The organism is Bradyrhizobium jicamae, from assembly GCF_018130695.1.
Taxonomy (GTDB): Bacteria; Pseudomonadota; Alphaproteobacteria; order Rhizobiales; family Xanthobacteraceae; genus Bradyrhizobium; species Bradyrhizobium jicamae_B.
On record NZ_JAFCJX010000003.1, the window covers coordinates 94735 to 111539 of the forward strand.

The 16805-nt window shown below is 65.6% G+C and carries 17 protein-coding genes and 1 pseudogene; 12 read left to right on the forward strand and 6 right to left on the reverse strand.

From position 1 onward, the window contains the following. Position 1: 1 nt before the first annotated feature. Together JQ604_RS41460 and JQ604_RS05645 are read left to right on the forward strand one after the other, a co-directional pair. A pseudogene (locus JQ604_RS41460) lies at positions 2 to 235 on the forward strand (SDR family NAD(P)-dependent oxidoreductase); the annotation flags it as partial. 253 nt (positions 236 to 488) lie between these two features. Beyond that, positions 489 to 1334 (forward strand): hypothetical protein, encoded by an 846-nt coding sequence (locus JQ604_RS05645; RefSeq protein WP_212354136.1) that lies wholly within the window; start codon positions 489 to 491, stop codon positions 1332 to 1334. Positions 1335 to 1461: 127 nt separating this feature from the next. On the opposite strand, the gene JQ604_RS05650 is transcribed toward JQ604_RS05645, so the two are convergent. The 3 genes from JQ604_RS05650 to JQ604_RS05660 all read right to left on the reverse strand — a co-directional run bounded on the left by JQ604_RS05650 (position 1462) and on the right by JQ604_RS05660 (position 4396). Then, the gene (locus JQ604_RS05650; RefSeq protein ID WP_212354139.1) at positions 1462 to 2058 is read right to left on the reverse strand and encodes a DUF2889 domain-containing protein; all 597 of its coding nucleotides are present in this window, start codon (positions 2056 to 2058) and stop codon (positions 1462 to 1464) included. A 93-nt stretch (positions 2059 to 2151) separates the two neighbouring features. Beyond that, positions 2152 to 3708, reverse strand: a complete 1557-nt coding sequence (locus JQ604_RS05655; RefSeq protein ID WP_212354141.1) for an acyl-CoA synthetase — start codon at positions 3706 to 3708, stop codon at positions 2152 to 2154. After that, positions 3638 to 4396, reverse strand: coding sequence for a TetR/AcrR family transcriptional regulator (locus tag JQ604_RS05660; protein WP_212354143.1), 759 nt, complete (start codon positions 4394 to 4396; stop codon positions 3638 to 3640). Before JQ604_RS05660 ends, JQ604_RS05655 begins: the two co-directional genes overlap by 71 nt. A gap of 89 nt (positions 4397 to 4485) precedes the next feature. Between JQ604_RS05660 and JQ604_RS05665 the strand changes: the two genes are divergently transcribed. From JQ604_RS05665 to JQ604_RS05685, 5 genes are all read left to right on the forward strand, one after another. Continuing rightward, entirely contained in the window at positions 4486 to 5670 is a 1185-nt protein-coding gene (locus tag JQ604_RS05665) for a lipid-transfer protein (protein ID WP_212354145.1), read from the forward strand. A gap of 7 nt (positions 5671 to 5677) precedes the next feature. Continuing rightward, complete coding sequence (locus tag JQ604_RS05670; RefSeq protein WP_212354147.1) at positions 5678 to 6133, forward strand: MaoC family dehydratase N-terminal domain-containing protein; 456 nt, start codon at positions 5678 to 5680, stop codon at positions 6131 to 6133. Continuing rightward, complete coding sequence (locus JQ604_RS05675; RefSeq protein WP_212354148.1) at positions 6130 to 6534, forward strand: MaoC family dehydratase; 405 nt, start codon at positions 6130 to 6132, stop codon at positions 6532 to 6534. The genes JQ604_RS05670 and JQ604_RS05675 overlap by 4 nt, the downstream gene beginning before the upstream one ends. A 228-nt stretch (positions 6535 to 6762) precedes the next feature. Continuing rightward, positions 6763 to 7590, forward strand: a complete 828-nt coding sequence (locus JQ604_RS05680) for an SDR family NAD(P)-dependent oxidoreductase (protein WP_212354150.1) — start codon at positions 6763 to 6765, stop codon at positions 7588 to 7590. A gap of 13 nt (positions 7591 to 7603) precedes the next feature. After that, complete coding sequence (locus JQ604_RS05685; RefSeq protein WP_212354152.1) at positions 7604 to 8749, forward strand: acyl-CoA dehydrogenase family protein; 1146 nt, start codon at positions 7604 to 7606, stop codon at positions 8747 to 8749. Between the two features lie 168 nt (positions 8750 to 8917). Here JQ604_RS05685 and JQ604_RS05690 read toward each other — a convergent pair whose 3' ends face one another. The 3 genes from JQ604_RS05690 to JQ604_RS05700 are packed head-to-tail and all read right to left on the reverse strand — an operon-like array spanning position 8918 to position 11197. After that, positions 8918 to 9688: an amino acid ABC transporter ATP-binding protein gene (locus JQ604_RS05690; RefSeq protein WP_212354154.1), complete on the reverse strand. Its 771-nt coding sequence runs from the start codon at positions 9686 to 9688 to the stop codon at positions 8918 to 8920. Further along, positions 9685 to 10347 (reverse strand): amino acid ABC transporter permease, encoded by a 663-nt coding sequence (locus JQ604_RS05695; RefSeq protein ID WP_212354156.1) that lies wholly within the window; start codon positions 10345 to 10347, stop codon positions 9685 to 9687. The genes JQ604_RS05690 and JQ604_RS05695 overlap by 4 nt, the downstream gene beginning before the upstream one ends. 10 nt (positions 10348 to 10357) lie before the next feature. After that, positions 10358 to 11197, reverse strand: coding sequence for a transporter substrate-binding domain-containing protein (locus tag JQ604_RS05700; RefSeq protein ID WP_212354158.1), 840 nt, complete (start codon positions 11195 to 11197; stop codon positions 10358 to 10360). Positions 11198 to 11340: 143 nt separating this feature from the next. On the opposite strand from JQ604_RS05700, the gene JQ604_RS05705 reads away from it, so the two are divergent. The 5 genes from JQ604_RS05705 to JQ604_RS05725 are packed head-to-tail and all read left to right on the forward strand — an operon-like array spanning position 11341 to position 16803. Further along, positions 11341 to 12258: an NAD(P)-dependent oxidoreductase gene (locus JQ604_RS05705; protein ID WP_212354160.1), complete on the forward strand. Its 918-nt coding sequence runs from the start codon at positions 11341 to 11343 to the stop codon at positions 12256 to 12258. A 20-nt stretch (positions 12259 to 12278) separates the two neighbouring features. Next, positions 12279 to 12632, forward strand: coding sequence for a RidA family protein (locus JQ604_RS05710; protein WP_212354161.1), 354 nt, complete (start codon positions 12279 to 12281; stop codon positions 12630 to 12632). 15 nt (positions 12633 to 12647) lie between these two features. After that, positions 12648 to 13874 (forward strand): pyridoxal phosphate-dependent aminotransferase, encoded by a 1227-nt coding sequence (locus JQ604_RS05715; protein WP_212354170.1) that lies wholly within the window; start codon positions 12648 to 12650, stop codon positions 13872 to 13874. Beyond that, positions 13871 to 15532: a thiamine pyrophosphate-binding protein gene (locus JQ604_RS05720; protein ID WP_212354172.1), complete on the forward strand. Its 1662-nt coding sequence runs from the start codon at positions 13871 to 13873 to the stop codon at positions 15530 to 15532. The genes JQ604_RS05715 and JQ604_RS05720 overlap by 4 nt, the downstream gene beginning before the upstream one ends. After that, the gene (locus JQ604_RS05725) at positions 15532 to 16803 is read left to right on the forward strand and encodes an NAD(P)/FAD-dependent oxidoreductase (protein ID WP_212354174.1); all 1272 of its coding nucleotides are present in this window, start codon (positions 15532 to 15534) and stop codon (positions 16801 to 16803) included. Before JQ604_RS05720 ends, JQ604_RS05725 begins: the two co-directional genes overlap by 1 nt. The last annotated feature ends 2 nt before the right edge of the window (positions 16804 to 16805 follow it).

Here is a 16805-nt window from a genome sequence, read left to right on the forward strand (position 1 = left end):
GATGAATGTGAACGGTCAGACGATCCTGATCACCGGTTCCACCGATGGCGTCGGCCGCTACGTGGCGAAGAAGCTCGCCATCGCCGGCGCCAGGGTGCTGATCCACGGCCGCGATGCCGCGCGGGCGCAAACGCTGGCCGATGAGATCGCGCGTGCCGGCGGCCGCGCGCCGAAATTCTATACTGCGGACCTGTCGTCTCTCGGTGAGGTGCGCAAGCTCGCCGATGCGGTGCTGTTGCGGCTCGGCGGTCCGCTGCTGGAGCTGATCGATCGCCTGGCCTCCGCCGAGCTGCGCTCGCGGCAGGGCCAGATCGAAAAGCTCCTGCACGAGGCGCTGACGCGGCGCGGCGCCTGGCCGCCGAAAGTTTTGACGGAAGAGACGGCGGAGGACGAAACGCCGGAGACACGTTGAAGGCTGACTGAAAGATTCCAAGGAAACGACAGGGGAGTTTGCCATGCTTCGCCGTATCGTCTGGATCATCATCGCTGTGCCGCTGGCGCTGATCGTCATCGGCACGGGTGCGGCGTTCTCCTTGCCGGCCACGCGCCATCTCATCTCGGGTTGGTGGAACGTCCCCGACGGGCTGCCGGCATTGTCAGACAACAACCTGGTTCACTACGAGCCCGGTGCCGAGGAATTTGCGCGCGACGTCGCGAAGCTGTTGCCGGCTGCGGTTGCGCGGGTCGAAGCCGTGCAAGGCCGCCGCTTCGCGCAACCGGTCACGCTGGGCGCCTACGCAACGCCGGAGGCGTATATGGCGGCCAACGGCATCGGCTCCATGGGTCCTGTGGGCACCACGCTGTTCGGCCGGATCAACCTGTCGCCAAAACTGTTCTCACTGCAACGCCGGCGATTGCCTGGGATCCTCACCCACGAACTTTCGCACGCACATATCCAAGGTTGGCTCGCGCGTCAGGCGTGGACGGGCTCGCTCACTTACGTCGCGCTGCCGAACTGGTTCAAGGAAGGCCTCGCGGTGATGGTGTCCGATGGCGGCGGCGCCGAGCTGGTCAGCGAGGAGGAGGCGCGCCAGGCCATCTCGCGCGGCGAGCAGATCGAGATCAACGACGCCGGCAGCCTATTCAATCTGACCGAGATCAGGTTCGCCCGCGCGCCCGCGCAGCAGGATCCGGCGTGGTATCCGACCGTGCTGGCCTATCGCGAGGCAGGCCTGTTCGTGAGCTATCTGCACGAGAGCGATCGCGCCGCGTTCGACCGGATGATGAAGGATGTTCTCGATGGTCGCACTTTTGCAGAGGCGATGCGCGACGCCTATCACAGCGACGCGAAAGAACTTTGGGAAAAATTCAAGACAAGCTTCGCGCGCACTTGATGCGTAGGGTGGGCAAAGGCGCTCTTGCGCCGTGCCCACCATCACAAGCGTGCTCGCGAAGGTGGGCACGCTTCCGCCTTCGCTCTTCGAGCTAAGGCGGACAAGTCGCTTTGCCCACCCTACGACGCTACGATTCTTGCTTCGCTTCCGGCTTCGTCGCGAATTGCGGAAACATCTCCGCGACAACAGGCCCATCGAGCCGCCACGAATAACACCCGCCGACGAAGAACGGCGGCTTGGTCATCTCACGCGCGCGCTCCGACCATGTGCGGTCTTCCGGATCGCCCTTGTTCGTCGACACCGTCTGGAACAGCGTCGTCACCGCAGGTCCCAGCAATTCCTGCAGATGCGTGCAGGTCTCGAGCTTGCCGATCTTGCCGCGGACGGTCTCGCGCCAGCCCTTGCCGATGCGCTCGCCGACCAGGCGCTGCAAGATGCCTTCGACGTCGATGCAGGACGGGTAGGGCGTCGAGGCCATCGTGGTGCCGGCCTCGTGGATCAGGAAACTGTCGTCGACCGCAAGGCGCAGGCGGATGTCGTGCACGGGATCGTCTGATGTCCGCGCGCCGCGATAGCGGTCCTGCCGCGGATACGGTTTGGTGTCGACCAGCCGCGCCTCGACCTCCCAGAGGCCGTCATCTCTGAGATAGCCGAGGCACTCGACCGAGCGGCGGTGCATCAGGCGGCGGGGCTTTCCGTCGGCATTGGTATCGGTGATGGACATCTTGGCTCGCGAAAGGAGGTGTTTCGCGAAATTGAATCGGTCGCGCGGCCCGATGTCAACGCCCACCGGCGACGCAGCCCCATGCGAGGCGCGTCAGCTGACCCTCCGCTCGCGGTTCTCCCAATACGGCTTGCGCAATTCGCGCTTCAAGATCTTGCCGGCGCCGGAGAGCGGTAGCGGGTTCGGCGTGATGTCGACGCTGCGCGGGCATTTGTAGCCGGCGATCAGCGTCTTGCAGTGCTCCATCAGTTCCTCGGGCGTCGCTGAAGCACCGGCCTTCAGCACGACGACGGCATGGACCTGCTCGCCCCAGCGCTCGCTGGGAATACCGATCACGGCGCATTGCGCCACCGCCGCATGCTGCGCCAGCGCGTTCTCGACCTCGGCCGAGTAGACATTCTCGCCGCCGGAGATGATCATGTCCTTGACGCGATCAACCACATAGACAAAGCCGTCCTCGTCCATGTAGCCGCCGTCGCCGGTGTGCATCCAGCCGTCGATCACGGCGCGCGCGGTCTCTTCCGGCCGCTCCCAATAGCCCATCATCACGACGTCGCCGCGCACCGCGATCTCCCCAACGGTGCCTGAGGGAACAGGGTTGTCGTCGGCATCGACGATTCTCACCTCGCAGCCGAAGGTGACGCGGCCGGCGCCGCGATGCCGGCCCTTGGCGCGGCCATCGCCGATATGCTCCTTCCAGTGCAGGATGGTCGCGATCGGCGACAGCTCGGTCATGCCATAGGCCTGGGTGAACTGGACATGCGGCAGCGCCTTCATCGCGCGCATCAGCACGGCATCGCTGATCACGGATGCGCCGTAGGCGATCCCCTTCAGGGACGACAGGTCGTAATTGCCGAGCGAGGGGTGATCGACGAACATCTGGATCATGGTCGGCACCAGCAGCACGTCGGTGACGCGTTCCTTCTGGATCGCGGCCGCGACGCCATCGGGCGTAAAGCCCTGGATCACGACATTGGAACCGCCACCGAGCAGCACCGAATACATCGCCGCGCCATTGGCGAGATGGAACATCGGGGCGGCGTGCAGGTAGGTCGTGCCGGCCGGCCATAGTCCTTCGCTGAGCGCGTTCAGCGCATTGGCCATCAGATTGCCGTGGCTCAGCATCACGCCCTTGGAGCGGCCCGTGGTGCCGCCGGTGTAGAAGATGCCCGCGAGGTCGTCGCGCTTGCGCATCGCGTCCGCGATCGGCTGACTCTGCGCGATCAGCGTCTCGTAACCGGCCATGCCCTCCGGCGTTTCGCCGTCATCGGCATAGACCAGCTTGAGGGCAGGGATGGCCTTGGCGAGCGCAGTGCCAACCGGTGCAAACGCCTTGTCGACGAACAGGATTTCTGCGCGGCAGTCGCGCATCGCATCCTCGTTCTCGAGCGGGCTCCAACGGATGTTGAGCGGCACGATCACCGCGCCGGCCCAGCCGACGGCGAGATAGAGCTCGAGATTGCGATCGGAATTCAGCGACAGCACGGCGACGCGGTCGCCGTCTTTCGCCCCGAGCCCGCGAATGGCGGAGGCGAGGCGAGCGACGCGGTCGCCGACCTCGCGCCAGGTGCGCCTGCGCTCACCGCAGACGATGGCGAGTCCGTTTGGATTGACCTGCAGCGCGCGGCGCAGTCCGTGCGTGATGTTCACCTCGATCCTCCCTGGATGGTTTGCTTGTGCCGGGCGGCTTGTCCGCCTTCTTGCGTTTTGATGTCGTGGCGATGCCCTCGGTGAGGCGGATCGCGAATTCCTCGGCGACGGCCTTGCCGGTCATCGCGCCGTCGGGCTGGAACCAGTGACCGATCCAGTTCAGCGAGCCCGCGATCGCGAAGGCCGCGAGCTTCGGATCGCACGGCTTGATCGTGCCGTCGGCGATTCCCTGCGCGATATAGTCGCGGAAGGCGCGGTCGATCCGGCGCTTCGCCGTCCGCACGATCTTGCGGTTGTCCTCGCTGAGATCGCGGATGTCGAAGCGGACGAGGCTCTTGCCGTAATCCTCCGTCATCAGCTCGGCATAGAGCAGCAGCAGCTTGCGCAGCTTGTCGAGCCCCGAGCCGCCGCCGGACGACGTCTCGGCGATGCAATCATCGACCAGCTCGTTGCCGATCGCCCAGCACTCGAACAGGATCTCGTCCTTGCCGCGGAAGTAATTGTACAGCGCCGGCTTGGTGATGTTGAGCCGTCTTGCGACCTCGTTCAGCGTGGCGCGGTGATAGCCCTGCTCGAGGAACAGCGCGACCGCCATGCGCAGCACCGCCTCGCGCTTCTCGTCGCGCGCGCGGCGCCGGCTTGCGAAGGGAAGCCAGGGAGAGGGGGGACTGGGGGAACGGGCGTCCATGTCGCTGACTGTACCGCATTGACTCGGGATGGTCCGTATATTACCCATGGGTAATAAATAGTCCAGCGGGTAAATTCCGGGAGGAGCAAATGACGTCACGCAGCCATGTTGCCGGGGTCGGCATGATCCCGTTCGTCAAGCCCGGCGCCAATGCGCCTTATCACGTGATGGGCGCGGAGGCGGCGAAGCTCGCGCTCGCCGATGCCGGGCTCGATTACGGTAAGGTGCAGCAGGCCTATGTCGGCTATGTCTATGGCGACTCCACCTGCGGCCAGCGCGCGCTGTATGGCGTCGGCATGACCGGCATCCCGATCGTCAACGTCAACAACAATTGCTCGACCGGCTCGACCGCGCTGTTCCTGGCGCGGCAGGCCATCGAGTCAGGCGCGGCCGATTGCGTGATGGCGCTCGGCTTCGAGCAGATGAGGCCGGGTGCGTTAGGGGCCGTCTTCACCGATCGCCCCAGCGCCTTCGACGATTTCGATGCCGCGGCCGACAAGCTGGTCGATGCCCCCGGCGTGCCGCTGGCGTTGCGCTATTTCGGCGGCGCCGGCCTCAGCCACATGAAGAAGCACGGCACGCCGCTGTCTGCGTTCGCCAAGGTACGCGCGAAAGCAAGCCGCCACGCCAAAAATAATCCGCTGGCGCTGTTCCGCAAAGAGGTCACCGCGGACGATGTGATGAACGACCAGGTGATCTGGCCGGGTGTGATGACGCGCCTGATGGCCTGCCCGCCGACCTGCGGCGGCGCCGCGGCGATCCTGGTCTCGGAGAAGTTTGCCGATCAGCACGGTCTCAACAAGAGCGTGCGCATCGCAGCCCAGGCGATGACGACCGATACGGCATCGACCTTCGGCGCCGGCGACATGATGCAGGTGGTCGGCTACGACATGGCGCGCGACGCCGCGAAAAAGGTGTATGAGGCTGCCGGCATCGGGCCCAACGATCTCGACGTCGTCGAGCTGCACGACTGTTTTGCGCATAACGAGTTGATCACTTACGAAGGTCTCGGGCTTTGCCCGGAGGGCGGCGCCGCAAAATTCATCGACGATGGCGACAACACCTATGGCGGCCGCATCGTCACCAATCCGTCCGGTGGCCTGCTGTCGAAGGGCCATCCGCTCGGTGCAACCGGCCTCGCGCAGTGCTACGAGCTGACGCGGCAGCTGCGCGGCACCGCGCAGGCGACCCAGGTGGAGGGGGCGCGGCTCGGCCTGCAGCACAATCTCGGGCTCGGCGGGGCCTGCGTCGTCACGCTCTACGAACGCGCCTGAGGTCGAGATGGTCGATCAATCCGCCGTCGGGCGTGAGTTCACGCCGGTCACCGCGCGTGTCGAGCCGGGGCGCCTGCGCTTCTTCCTCGACACGATCGGCGAGACCAATCCGATCTATCGCGACGAGACCGCCGCGAAGGCGGCCGGGTATGCGGCGGCCCCGGTGCCGCCGACCTATCTGTTCTGCCTGGAGATGATGGACGCGACCATCCCGTTCGAGTTCCTGACCGCGCTCAACATCGATCTCGCCCGCGTGCTGCATGGCGAGCAGCGCTTCGACTATCACGCGCCCGTCGTGGTCGGGGACATCCTGACCTTCAAGCCGCGCGTCACTGGCGTGACCGAGAAGAAGGGCGGGGCGATGACCTTGATCGTGGTCGATACGCCGGTCACCAACCAGAACGGCGTCCATGTCGCCGATGTCTCGCGCACGGTCGTGGTGCGCAATGCGAGGCCGTCATGAGCCAGCAGCCATCGGTCGGCGACCGCATCGTCCACAAGGAATTCCCGCCAATCACCCGCCACCGGCTCGCGCTTTATTGCGGCGCCTCCGGCGACCACAATCCGATCCATGTCGATCTCGACTTTGCCAAGGCGGCCGGTTTTCCGGACGTGTTCTCCCACGGCATGCTTGTCATGGCCTATCTCGGCCAGGCGCTGACGGATGCGGTCACGCCGTCGCGCATCCGTTCCTTCTCCACGCGCTTCGCGGCGATCACCCAGCTTGGCGCCAGGCTGACTTGCGAGGGCACGGTGACCGAGCTGTTCGAGGACAAGGGCGAGAAGCGCGCCAGGATCGCGCTCACCACCAAGGACCAAACCGGTGAGACCAAGCTCGCCGGCGAAGCCATCATCGCGCTGTAGGGTAGGGGATACCGTCGAGCCACGAAGGGACTGCGCTCCCTCGCCCCGCGCTTGCGGGGAGAGGGTTGGGGTGAGGGGCTGCATCCGCGAGCGATGCGAGCGGTGAGACCTGTACCCCCTCACCCGGAACGCATCTGACGATGCGTTCCGACCTCTCCCCGCAAGCGGGGCGAGGTGAAGCGGAGCGAGCGGCTCGAGTTGAATATTCGGTTTGCCAAGGGAGAAATCATGTCGAAACTGAAAGGGAAGGTCGCGCTCGTGTCAGGCTCGGGCCGCGGCATTGGGCGGGCGATTGCACTGAAGCTCGCAAGCGAGGGCGCCAAGGTCGTGATCAACGATCTCGATGCCGAGCCGGGCGATGCCGTGGTCGCCGAGATCAAGGCTGCCGGCGGCGAGGCTGTCGCGGTGAACGGCAGCGTCACCGAAGCGGGCTTTGCCGATCGCTTCGTAGGCAGCGCGATCGAACGCTTCGGCGGGCTCGACATCATCGTCAACAATGCCGGCTACACCTGGGACTCAACGATCCAGAAGATGACCGACGAGCAGTTCCAGGCCATGCTCGACGTCCATCTGGTCGCACCGTTCCGCATCATGCGCGCCGCCGCCGAGCCGATCCGGGTGCTGGCGAAGAAGGAGGCCGAGGCCGGCCGCGAGGTGTTCCGCAAGGTCGTCAACATCTCCTCGATCGCGGGCCTCTACGGCAATGCCGGGCAGGCGAGCTACTCCTCGGCGAAGGCGTCGCTGATCGGGCTCACGCGCACGATGTGCAAGGAGTGGGGCCGCTACAAGGTCAACGTCAACTGCGTGGCGTTCGGCCTGATCAACACCCGCCTGACCCAGCCGATCGAGAGCCAGCAGAAAACCATCGACGTCGCGGGCCGCGACATCAAGGTCGGCGTGCAGCCGCAGATGCTGGAGGCGATGGGCCGGATGATCCCGCTCGGCCGCGGCGGCACGCCGGAAGAGGCGGCGGATGCGGTCTATCTGTTCTGCAGCCCGGAATCGAACTACATCAGCGGTCAGGTGATCGTCGCCGGCGGCGGTCTGCTGATCTGATAGCGAGGAAGCGATGCACTACCGATCGTCCTGGATGACTGAAGAGCTGGATACCTTCCGCGACCAGTTCAAGAAATTCCTCGCCAAGGATCTGGCGCCGCATGCCGAGAAGTGGCGCACGCAGAAGATGGTCGATCGCTCGGCGTGGCGGGCGCTCGGCGAGATGGGCGCGCTGCTGCCGAGCGTGCCGGAGGCCTATGGCGGGTTAGGGGCGACCTTTGCCTATGACGCGGCGGTGCTGGAGGACATCGAGAGCACGGTGCCGGAAGTCACCACCGGCGTCTCCGTGCACAGCGCGATCGTCGCGCATTACATCCTCAACTACGGCTCGGAGGAGCAGAAGACGCGCTGGCTGCCGAAGATGGCCTCCGGCGAGATGGTCGGCGCCATCGCGATGACCGAGCCTGGCACCGGCTCGGATCTGCAAGCCGTGAAGACCACGGCCAAGAAGCAGGGCAATTCCTACGTCATCAACGGCCAGAAGACGTTCATCACCAACGGCCAGGCCGCCGATCTCGTCATTGTGGTCGCGCGCACGGGAGGCGCGGGCTCCAAGGGCATTTCGCTGATCGTGGTGGAGACTGCGGGCACTGAGGGCTATCGGCGCGGGCGCAATCTCGACAAGATCGGCCTGCACGCCTCCGACACGTCGGAACTGTTCTTCGACAATGTCACGGTTCCGCCGGAGAACCTGCTCGGTACCGAGGAGGGCAACGGCTTCGTCCAGCTGATGCAGCAATTGCCGCAGGAGCGGCTGTCGCTCGCGATCGGCGCCGTCGCCTCGATGGAACGCGCGGTGAAGCTCACCTCCGAATACACCAAGGAGCGCACCGCATTTGGAAAACCGCTGCTCGAATTCCAGAACACCGCCTTCAAGCTCGCCGAGCGCAAGACGGAGGCGATGATCGCCCGCGTGTTCGTCGACTGGTGCGTCGATCGTCTGGTCGCCGGTGATCTCGACACCGTCACGGCGTCGATGGCGAAATGGTGGTGCTCGGAGAAGCAGGTCGAGACCGCGGACGAATGCCTGCAGCTGTTCGGCGGCTACGGCTACATGCAGGAATACCCGATCTCGCGGATGTTCATCGATTCTCGCATCCAGAAGATCTATGGCGGCACCAACGAGATCATGAAGCTGTTGATCGCGCGGTCGCTCTAAGCGTTTACCCTGCAACGCTCGTGTCCCGGACGCGGCGCAGCGCGTCAGCGGTGCGCCGCAGAGCCGGGACCCATGTCCTTGCGAAAGACGCCGATGGATGGGCCCCGGTTCAGCGGCGTATCACTTTGTGCTGCGCCGCGCCCGGGGCACGGGTGCGGATGAGAGCGTCTACTTCGCCTCGTGGAAGCGGCTGAGGAACGCCTTCAGCCGCTCGCTGCGGGGACGGCGGATGATCTCCTCCGCGCTGCCGACCTCGGCCATGACGCCGTCATTCATGAAGCCGACGCGGGTGGAGACGTCGGCGGCAAACGCCATCTCGTGGGTCACCAGCACCATGGTCATGCCCTCGGCGGCGAGGCTGCGGATCACCGCCAGCACTTCGCCGACCAACTCCGGATCGAGCGCGGAGGTCGGCTCGTCGAACAGCATCACGTCGGGCTTCATCGCGAGCGAACGCGCAATCGCAACGCGCTGCTTCTGGCCGCCGGACAGCCGGCTCGGATAGGCGTCGGCCTTGTCGGCAAGGCCAACCTTGGCGAGCAGATCGCGAGCGAGCGCCCTGGCCTCGGCCTGCGCCATGCCCTTCACCTGCACCGGACCCTCGGTCAGATTGCCGAGCACCGACATGTGCGGGAACAGGTTGAAGTGCTGGAACACCATGCCGACGTTCTCGCGCAGCTGCGCGAGCTCGGCGTCGACGGGGGCGCGCAGGCCCTTGCCGAAGGCGAAGCGGTGGGTGCCGATCGCAAGCTCGCCCTGTTGCGGCATTTCGAGCAGGTTGAGGCAGCGCAGGAAAGTGGACTTGCCTGAGCCGCTGGCGCCGATCAGCGTCACGACCTCGCCGCGCGCGACCGACAGCGATGCGCCTTTCAGCACGTGGTTGTTGCCGAACGCTTTGTGGATGTTGCTGGCTTCCAGCGTCACGCCATCGGCGCTCATCGGTGCGCTCCCATCCGGAGCTCGACCTGGTCGGCGACCAAGGTGAGCGGAAACAGCACGACGAAATACAGCACCGCGATCGTCGTATAGACCTCGAGCGGCCGGTAGCTCGCCGCGGTGATCACCGTGCCCTGGTAGAGGAGGTCGCCGACTGCGACCACCGAGACCAGCGAGGTGTTCTTCAACTGCATGATGGTCTGGTTGATGAAGGAGGGGATCATCACCTGGATCGCCTGCGGCAGCACGATGCGGCGAAAGATCCGGCCGCGGCGCATGCCGATGGCGCGGCCGGCTTCCCACTGGCCCTTGTCGACGGCCTCGATGCCGCCGCGGAAGATCTCCGCATAGAACGAGCCGGCATAGAGCGAGAGCGCGACGAAGCAGGCCATTGCCGGCGACATGTCGACGCCGATCAGGACGGGCAGGGCGTAGTAGACCCAGACCAGCTGCACCAGCAGCGGCGTGCAGCGGAACACCTCGATGTAGAGGCGCAGCGGCACCGAAACCCAGCGCGGCGAATTGGTGCGCAGGATGCCGACGGCAAGCCCGATCACCAGTCCCGTGACCACCGTGATCACCGTGTAGAACACGGTGATCATGAGGCCCTGCCAGATCAGGGGCCAATAGGGCTTGAGTGCCGCGAAATCCCAGGCGTACATCGGCGCGGGATCAGAACTGCACTTCGCCGGGAATGTCGTCCGCGCTCAAGCCCACGGCCTCGAATCCCTTCAGCATCCATTCGCGGGTCTGGCCGAGCGAGCGGTTGTAGTCGGCCCAGGCGCTGAGGAAGTCCTTGTAGCGGCGGTCGCTCTCGGCGCGGATGCCCATGTTGGTCGGTAGCGTCAGCAGCGGTCGCGGGATCGCAAGCTCGCCGAGATTGGGATTCTTCTTCAGCGTCGACACTGCCAGCACGGCGAGCGATACGTTGCAGTCGGCGCGGCCGGTCGCGACCGCCAGGATCGCCTCGTCGCGGCTCTTGAAGCCGAGGATGGTTGCCTTTGGGCAGTAGCGCCGCGCGATCGTCTCATGCGTCGAGCCGATATCGACCGCGATCTTCACCTCGGGCTTGTTGAGCTCGGCCCAGGTCTGCGGCTTGGCAAAGCCCTTCTTGGTGATGACGGTGAAGGAGTGCACCAGGATCGGGGTCGAGAAGTCGATCACCAGCGAGCGCTCCGGCGTCGGGTTCACGGCAAACGCAAGGTCGACCTTGCCGCCCTGCAGATCGAGGATCTGGTTGCCCCATGTCGATTCCAGCGTCTCGACCTTCGCACCGAGCTTGCCGGCGATGTCGGTGGCCATGTCGATGCAGGCGCCCGACCATTGGCCGGTGGCGAGGTCCTTATGGAAGTAGGGCTCCTGGCCGACGATCACGGCGATCCGCAGCACGCCGCTCTTCTTGATGCGCTCGATCGAGGACTCCGAGGACGGGGTGTCGGCCTTGGCCGAGGTGGAGGCGGCAAGCGCGGCGCCTGCCAGCGCCACGGTGGTGAGTGCGTCCCTGCGATTCATGGTCAGGCTCCCAAGAAAAAGTCGTTGATCAACTCCGGCGCTTCGACTATTCCTGTATTCAGGACAAAATGCAATACGGTATTTTGGGTCGATTCCCCGGAAATGGGGCCGGTCCCAGAGCCCAAGACCAAAAGGAGAGGCCCATGCGCGCTCTATTCGTCGATGCCAACGACACGCTGGCAGATGTCACCGACAAGCTGCTGGCCGCGCAAAAGCTGCCGGTCGCGATCAACCGCAACGCCGGCATCAAGCCCGACGATCTGCCCGCATTGCTCGATGGCGCGGAGATCATGATCGTCGACCATACCGCCGTGCCGACTTCGATCGCCGCCCAGTGCAAAGGCCTGAAGCACATCGTCTTCCTCGGCACCGGCGCGCGCAGCTACATGAATCCGGAAGAACTCGCCGAGCACGGCATCTCCGTCCACACCATCAAGGGCTATGGCGACACCGCCGTTGCCGAATGTGCGATCGCGCTGATGTGGGCGTCGTCCAAGAGCTTTGGCGAGATGGATCGCGGCATGCGTGCCGGCAACTGGCTGCGCCGCGACGCCATTCAGCTCACCGGCAAGACGCTCGGCCTGATCGGCTTCGGCGGCATCGCCGCGGAAGCCGCGCGCATGGCAGCGGGCTGCGGCATGAAGGTGATTGCCTGGAACCGGACGCCGAAGACGCACGCGAGCGTCGAGTTCGTCTCGCTGGACAGGCTGCTGGCCGAGAGCCACGTCATCTCGCTGCATCTTCTGCTCAATGACGACACCAAAAACTTCCTCAGCCGCGAGCGCATCGCCGCGCTGCGGCCCGGCGTCATCCTGATCAACACCGCGCGCGGCGCGCTGGTGGACGAGGCCGCGATGCTCGACGCGTTGCGCTCCGGCCATATCGCGCATGCCGGCCTCGACGTCTTCACCGTCGAGCCGCTGCCGGCCGGCCATCCGCTCACCACACTGCCCAACGTGACGCTGTCGGCGCATTCGGCGTTCCGTACGCCGGAGGCCAGCGACAATCTCATTGGCGCCGCGCTCGACCACTGCCGCCGCATCATCGCGACCGGCAAATAACAACAAGAAAAGGATATCCCATGACCGACATCACCCGCATCGATCAGAACCAGCGCCGCAGCCGCGCGTCCGTGTTCGGCGATCTCGTGTTCCTGGCCGGCCAGGTCGCGGACACCAAGACATCAGATATCGCCCAGCAGACCCGCGAGGCGCTGGCGAAGGTCGACGACATGCTGGCGCGCGCCGGTACCGACAAGTCGCGGCTGCTCAGCGTGCAGGTCTGGCTCAAGACCATGGACGATTTCGAGGCGATGAACGCGGTCTACGATGCCTGGGTCGTGCCGGGCAATGCGCCGACGCGCGCCTGCGGCAAGGTCGAGCTTGCCGATCCCGGCTATCGCATCGAGGTGATCGCGATCGCTGCACGCGCATAAAATGCGGAGCCACCCGTGACCGTTCACGATCTGCCGTCAACCTTCCGTCCCGCGCAGCGCATCGGCGCGATCGGCGTCTCCGAGATCCTCAAGATCGGGGCTGTCGCGCAACGCCTGAAGCGGGAGGGGCGGCCGGTGATCGTGCTCGGTGCCGGCGAGCCCGACTTCGACACGCCCGATCACGTCAAGGAAGCCGCGGAGAGGGCGATCCGCGCCGGCCAGACCAAATACACCATCCTCGACGGCACGATGGAGCTGAAGGCCGCCATTGCGGACAAGTTCCGCCGCGAGAATGGTGTCGACTATGCCAGCGACGAGATCACGGCGGGCGCGGGCGCCAAGCAGGTGATCCACAATGCCTTCATGGCGACGCTGAGTGCCGGCGACGAAGTGATCCTCACCGCGCCCTATTGGACCAGCTACGCCGACATGGTGAAGATCGCCGACGGCACGCCGGTCGACGTGCCCTGCCGCGCGGAGAACGGCTTTCGCCTCGACGCCGCCGATCTCGAACGCGCCATCACGCCGCGCACCCGCTGGCTGCTGCTGAACTCGCCGTCGAACCCGACCGGTGCTGCCTATTCCGCGGCACAGCTTCGCCCGATCCTCGACGTGCTGCTGCGCCATCCGCATGTCTGGCTGATGGCCGACGATATCTATGAGCACCTGACCTATGACGGGATGCACTTCGTCACCGCGGCTGCGATGGAGCCGCGGCTGAAGTCGCGCACGCTCACCGTCAACGGCGTGTCGAAGGCCTATGCCATGACCGGCTGGCGCGTCGGCTATGGCGGCGGCCCGCGCGAGCTGATCGCGGCGATGGCGGTCGTGCAGAGCCAGAGCACGACCAATCCGTGCTCGGTGAGCCAGGCCGCTGCAATCGCCGCACTGAGCGGTCCGCAGGAGGTGCTGGCCGAACGCCGCGCCGCGTTCCAGCGCCGCAGGGATCTCGTGGTCGATGCGCTCAATGCGATCGAGGGCGTGACCTGCCGCCGCCCTGAAGGCGCGTTCTATACCTTCGCCAGCTGCGCCGGCCTGATCGGGCGTCGCACGCATGGCGGTATGCAAATCGGCAGCGACAGCGATTTTTGCCGCTATCTGCTGGAACAGCATGATGTCGCGGTCGTCCCGGGCAGTTGCTTCGGCCTTGCGCCGTATTTCCGCCTGTCCTACGCAACCTCGGAACAAAATCTGCGCGAGGCGCTCGGACGCATCGCCAAAGCCTGCAGGGAGCTGTCATGACCAAATCCAACGCCCGCACCGGGGGCCAGATCCTGATCGATCAGCTGGTTGCGCAAGGGGTCGAGCGCGTGACCTGCGTGCCCGGCGAGAGCTATCTGGCGGCGCTGGACGCGATGCATGACAGCGCGATCGACGTCGTGATCTGCCGCGCCGAGGGCGGGGCGGCGATGATGGCGGAAGCTTACGGCAAGCTGACCGGCAAGCCCGGCATCTGCTTCGTCACCCGCGGCCCCGGTTCGACCAATGCCAGCCACGGCGTCCACATCGCGATGCAGGATTCCACGCCGATGATCCTGTTCGTCGGCCAGGTCGACACCGGCATGCGCGAACGCGAGGCGTTCCAGGAGCTCGACTACAAGGCGGTGTTCGGCACCATGGCGAAATGGGTGGTCGAGATCGACAAGCCCGATCGCATTCCGGAGTTGGTCGCGCGCGCCTTCCGCATCGCGCTGCAGGGCCGTCCCGGTCCTGTCGTGATCTCGCTGCCGGAGAACATGCTGACGGAGACCGCGGCCGTCTCCGACGCGCCGAAGGTCGAGCCCGCTGTGAGCTGGCCGGCACCATCCGATCTCGAGTGTCTCGGCACCATGCTCGCAAGCGCCAAGTCGCCGCTGGTTATCCTCGGCGGCTCCGGCTGGACGGCGGACGCCGCCAAGGGCATCGCGCGCTTTGCCGAGCGTTTCGATCTTCCGGTCGGAACCTCGTTCCGCCGCGCCTCGCTGTTCGACGCCGATCATTCGCATTATGCCGGCGATGTCGGCATCGGCCCGAGCCCGAGCCTGAAGGCGCGCATCGACAATGCAGACGTGATCCTGCTGATTGGCGGCCGCATGTCGGAAATGCCGTCATCGTCCTACACGCTGCTCGACATTCCCTCGCCGAAGCAGAAGCTGATCCATGTGCATCCGGGCTCCGAAGAACTCGGCCGCATCTATCAGCCGACGCTGGCGATCCAGGCGACGCCCACCGCGTTCGCCGCTGCCGTCGAACAGATGAAGCCTGCGTCTGCGCCGGCCTGGAAGGGCGAGGCGGCCAAGGCGCATGCGGATTATCTCGCCTGGACCGAGAAGCCGCGCGAGCTGCCGGGCGCGTTCCAGTATGGCCAAGTCGTCACCTGGCTGCGCGATCGGCTGCCGAAGGATGCGATCGTCTGCAACGGCGCCGGCAATTATGCCGGCTGGATCCATCGCCACCATCGCTTCCATTCGTTCGCCGCCCAGCTCGCGCCGACCTCGGGCTCGATGGGTTACGGCGTGCCGGCGGCCGTGATGGCCAAGCGGCATCATCCCGATCGCGTCGTCGTGGCGTTTGCCGGCGACGGTTGCTTCCTGATGAATGGTCAGGAGTTCGCGACCGCCGTGCAGTATGACGCCCCGCTGATCGTGATCGTGATTGACAACGCGCAGTATGGCACCATCCGCATGCACCAGGAGCGCGATTATCCCGGCCGCGTCGTCGGCACGCAATTGAAGAACCCGGATTTCGCGCTGTACGCCAAGGCGTTCGGCGGCCATGGCGAGCGCGTCGAGCGCACCGAGGATTTTGCCCCGGCGTTCGAGCGTGCGCTGGCGTCCGGCAAGCCCGCGATCCTGCATTGCCTGGTCGATCAGCGCGCGCTCTCGGTCGGCAAGGACTTTGTCCCGGAGGCGAAGAACTGATGCCTCAAGCTGCCGGTTTGCACGTCGCGATCATCGGCGCCGGCGCGGTCGGCGTCATCAGCGCCATCGAGGCGCTGCGCGAGGGCCACAGGGTCACGCTGATCGATCCCGGCCCGTCCGGCGGCGAGCAGGCGGCGAGCTATGGCAATGCCGGCTGGCTATCCTCGCATTCGGTGATCCCGCCGGCTGAACCCGGGACGTGGAAGAAGGTGCCGGGCTATCTGATGGATCCGCTCGGTCCGCTCGCGATCCGCTGGTCCTATCTGCCGAAGGCGCTGCCCTGGCTGATCAAATATCTGCTGTCGAGCTGGACCGAGGCGCAGGTCGAAAAGACCGCATGGGCATTGCGCGATCTCCTGAAGGATGCGCCGCTGTTGCACAAGCGGCTCGCGGAGGAGGCCGGCGTCCCCGAACTGGTCGAGCGGCGCGGCGTGATGCACGTGTTTCCCTCGCGCGCGCCCTTTGATGGGGACCTGGGCTGGCGCATCCGCAAGCGCGTCGGCGTCGAGTGGCTCGAGCTCAACGAAGACGAGATGCGCCAGCGCGAGCCGGACCTGCATCCGCGCTACACCTTCGGCGTCGTCGTGGAGGAGGCGGGGCGGTGCCGCGATCCCGGCTCTTACGTCGCAGCCCTGGCCGCGCACGCAGAATTGCTTGGTGCAAAGCGCGTTGTGGCCAAGGCAACGGGATTGAAGCTCGACGGCAACAAGCTCGTCGCCGTCATGACCGAGAGCGGCGAGATCGCCTGCGATGCCGCGGTCGTGGCCGCCGGTGCGCGCTCCAGGCAGCTCACGTCGTCGATCGGCGATCCGCTGCCGCTGGAGACCGAGCGCGGCTATCACGTCATGATCGAGAGCCCGGAGTCCGGTCCGCGCAATTCGATGATGGCCTCCGACGCCAAGATGGTCGTGAACTGGACCGACAAGGGCCTGCGCGCTGCCGGCACCGTGGAGATCGCGGGTCTCGACGCCGCACCGAACTGGAAGCGCGCGGAGATCTTGCGCGATCATCTCCTCAGCATGTTCCCGAAACTGCCGAAGAACATCCCGGCCTCGCGCATCAAAACCTGGTTCGGGCATCGGCCGAGCATGCCGGACGGGCGTCCCTGTATCGGCTACGCCCGCGCCACGCGCGACGTCGTCTACGCCTTCGGCCACGGCCATATCGGCCTGGTCGGCTCGGCCCGCACCGGCCGGCTCGTCGCGCAACTCGTCAGCGGCAAGCCGCCGGAAATCCCGCTTGATCCCTTCGCACCCTCTCGCTTCCTCTGAGA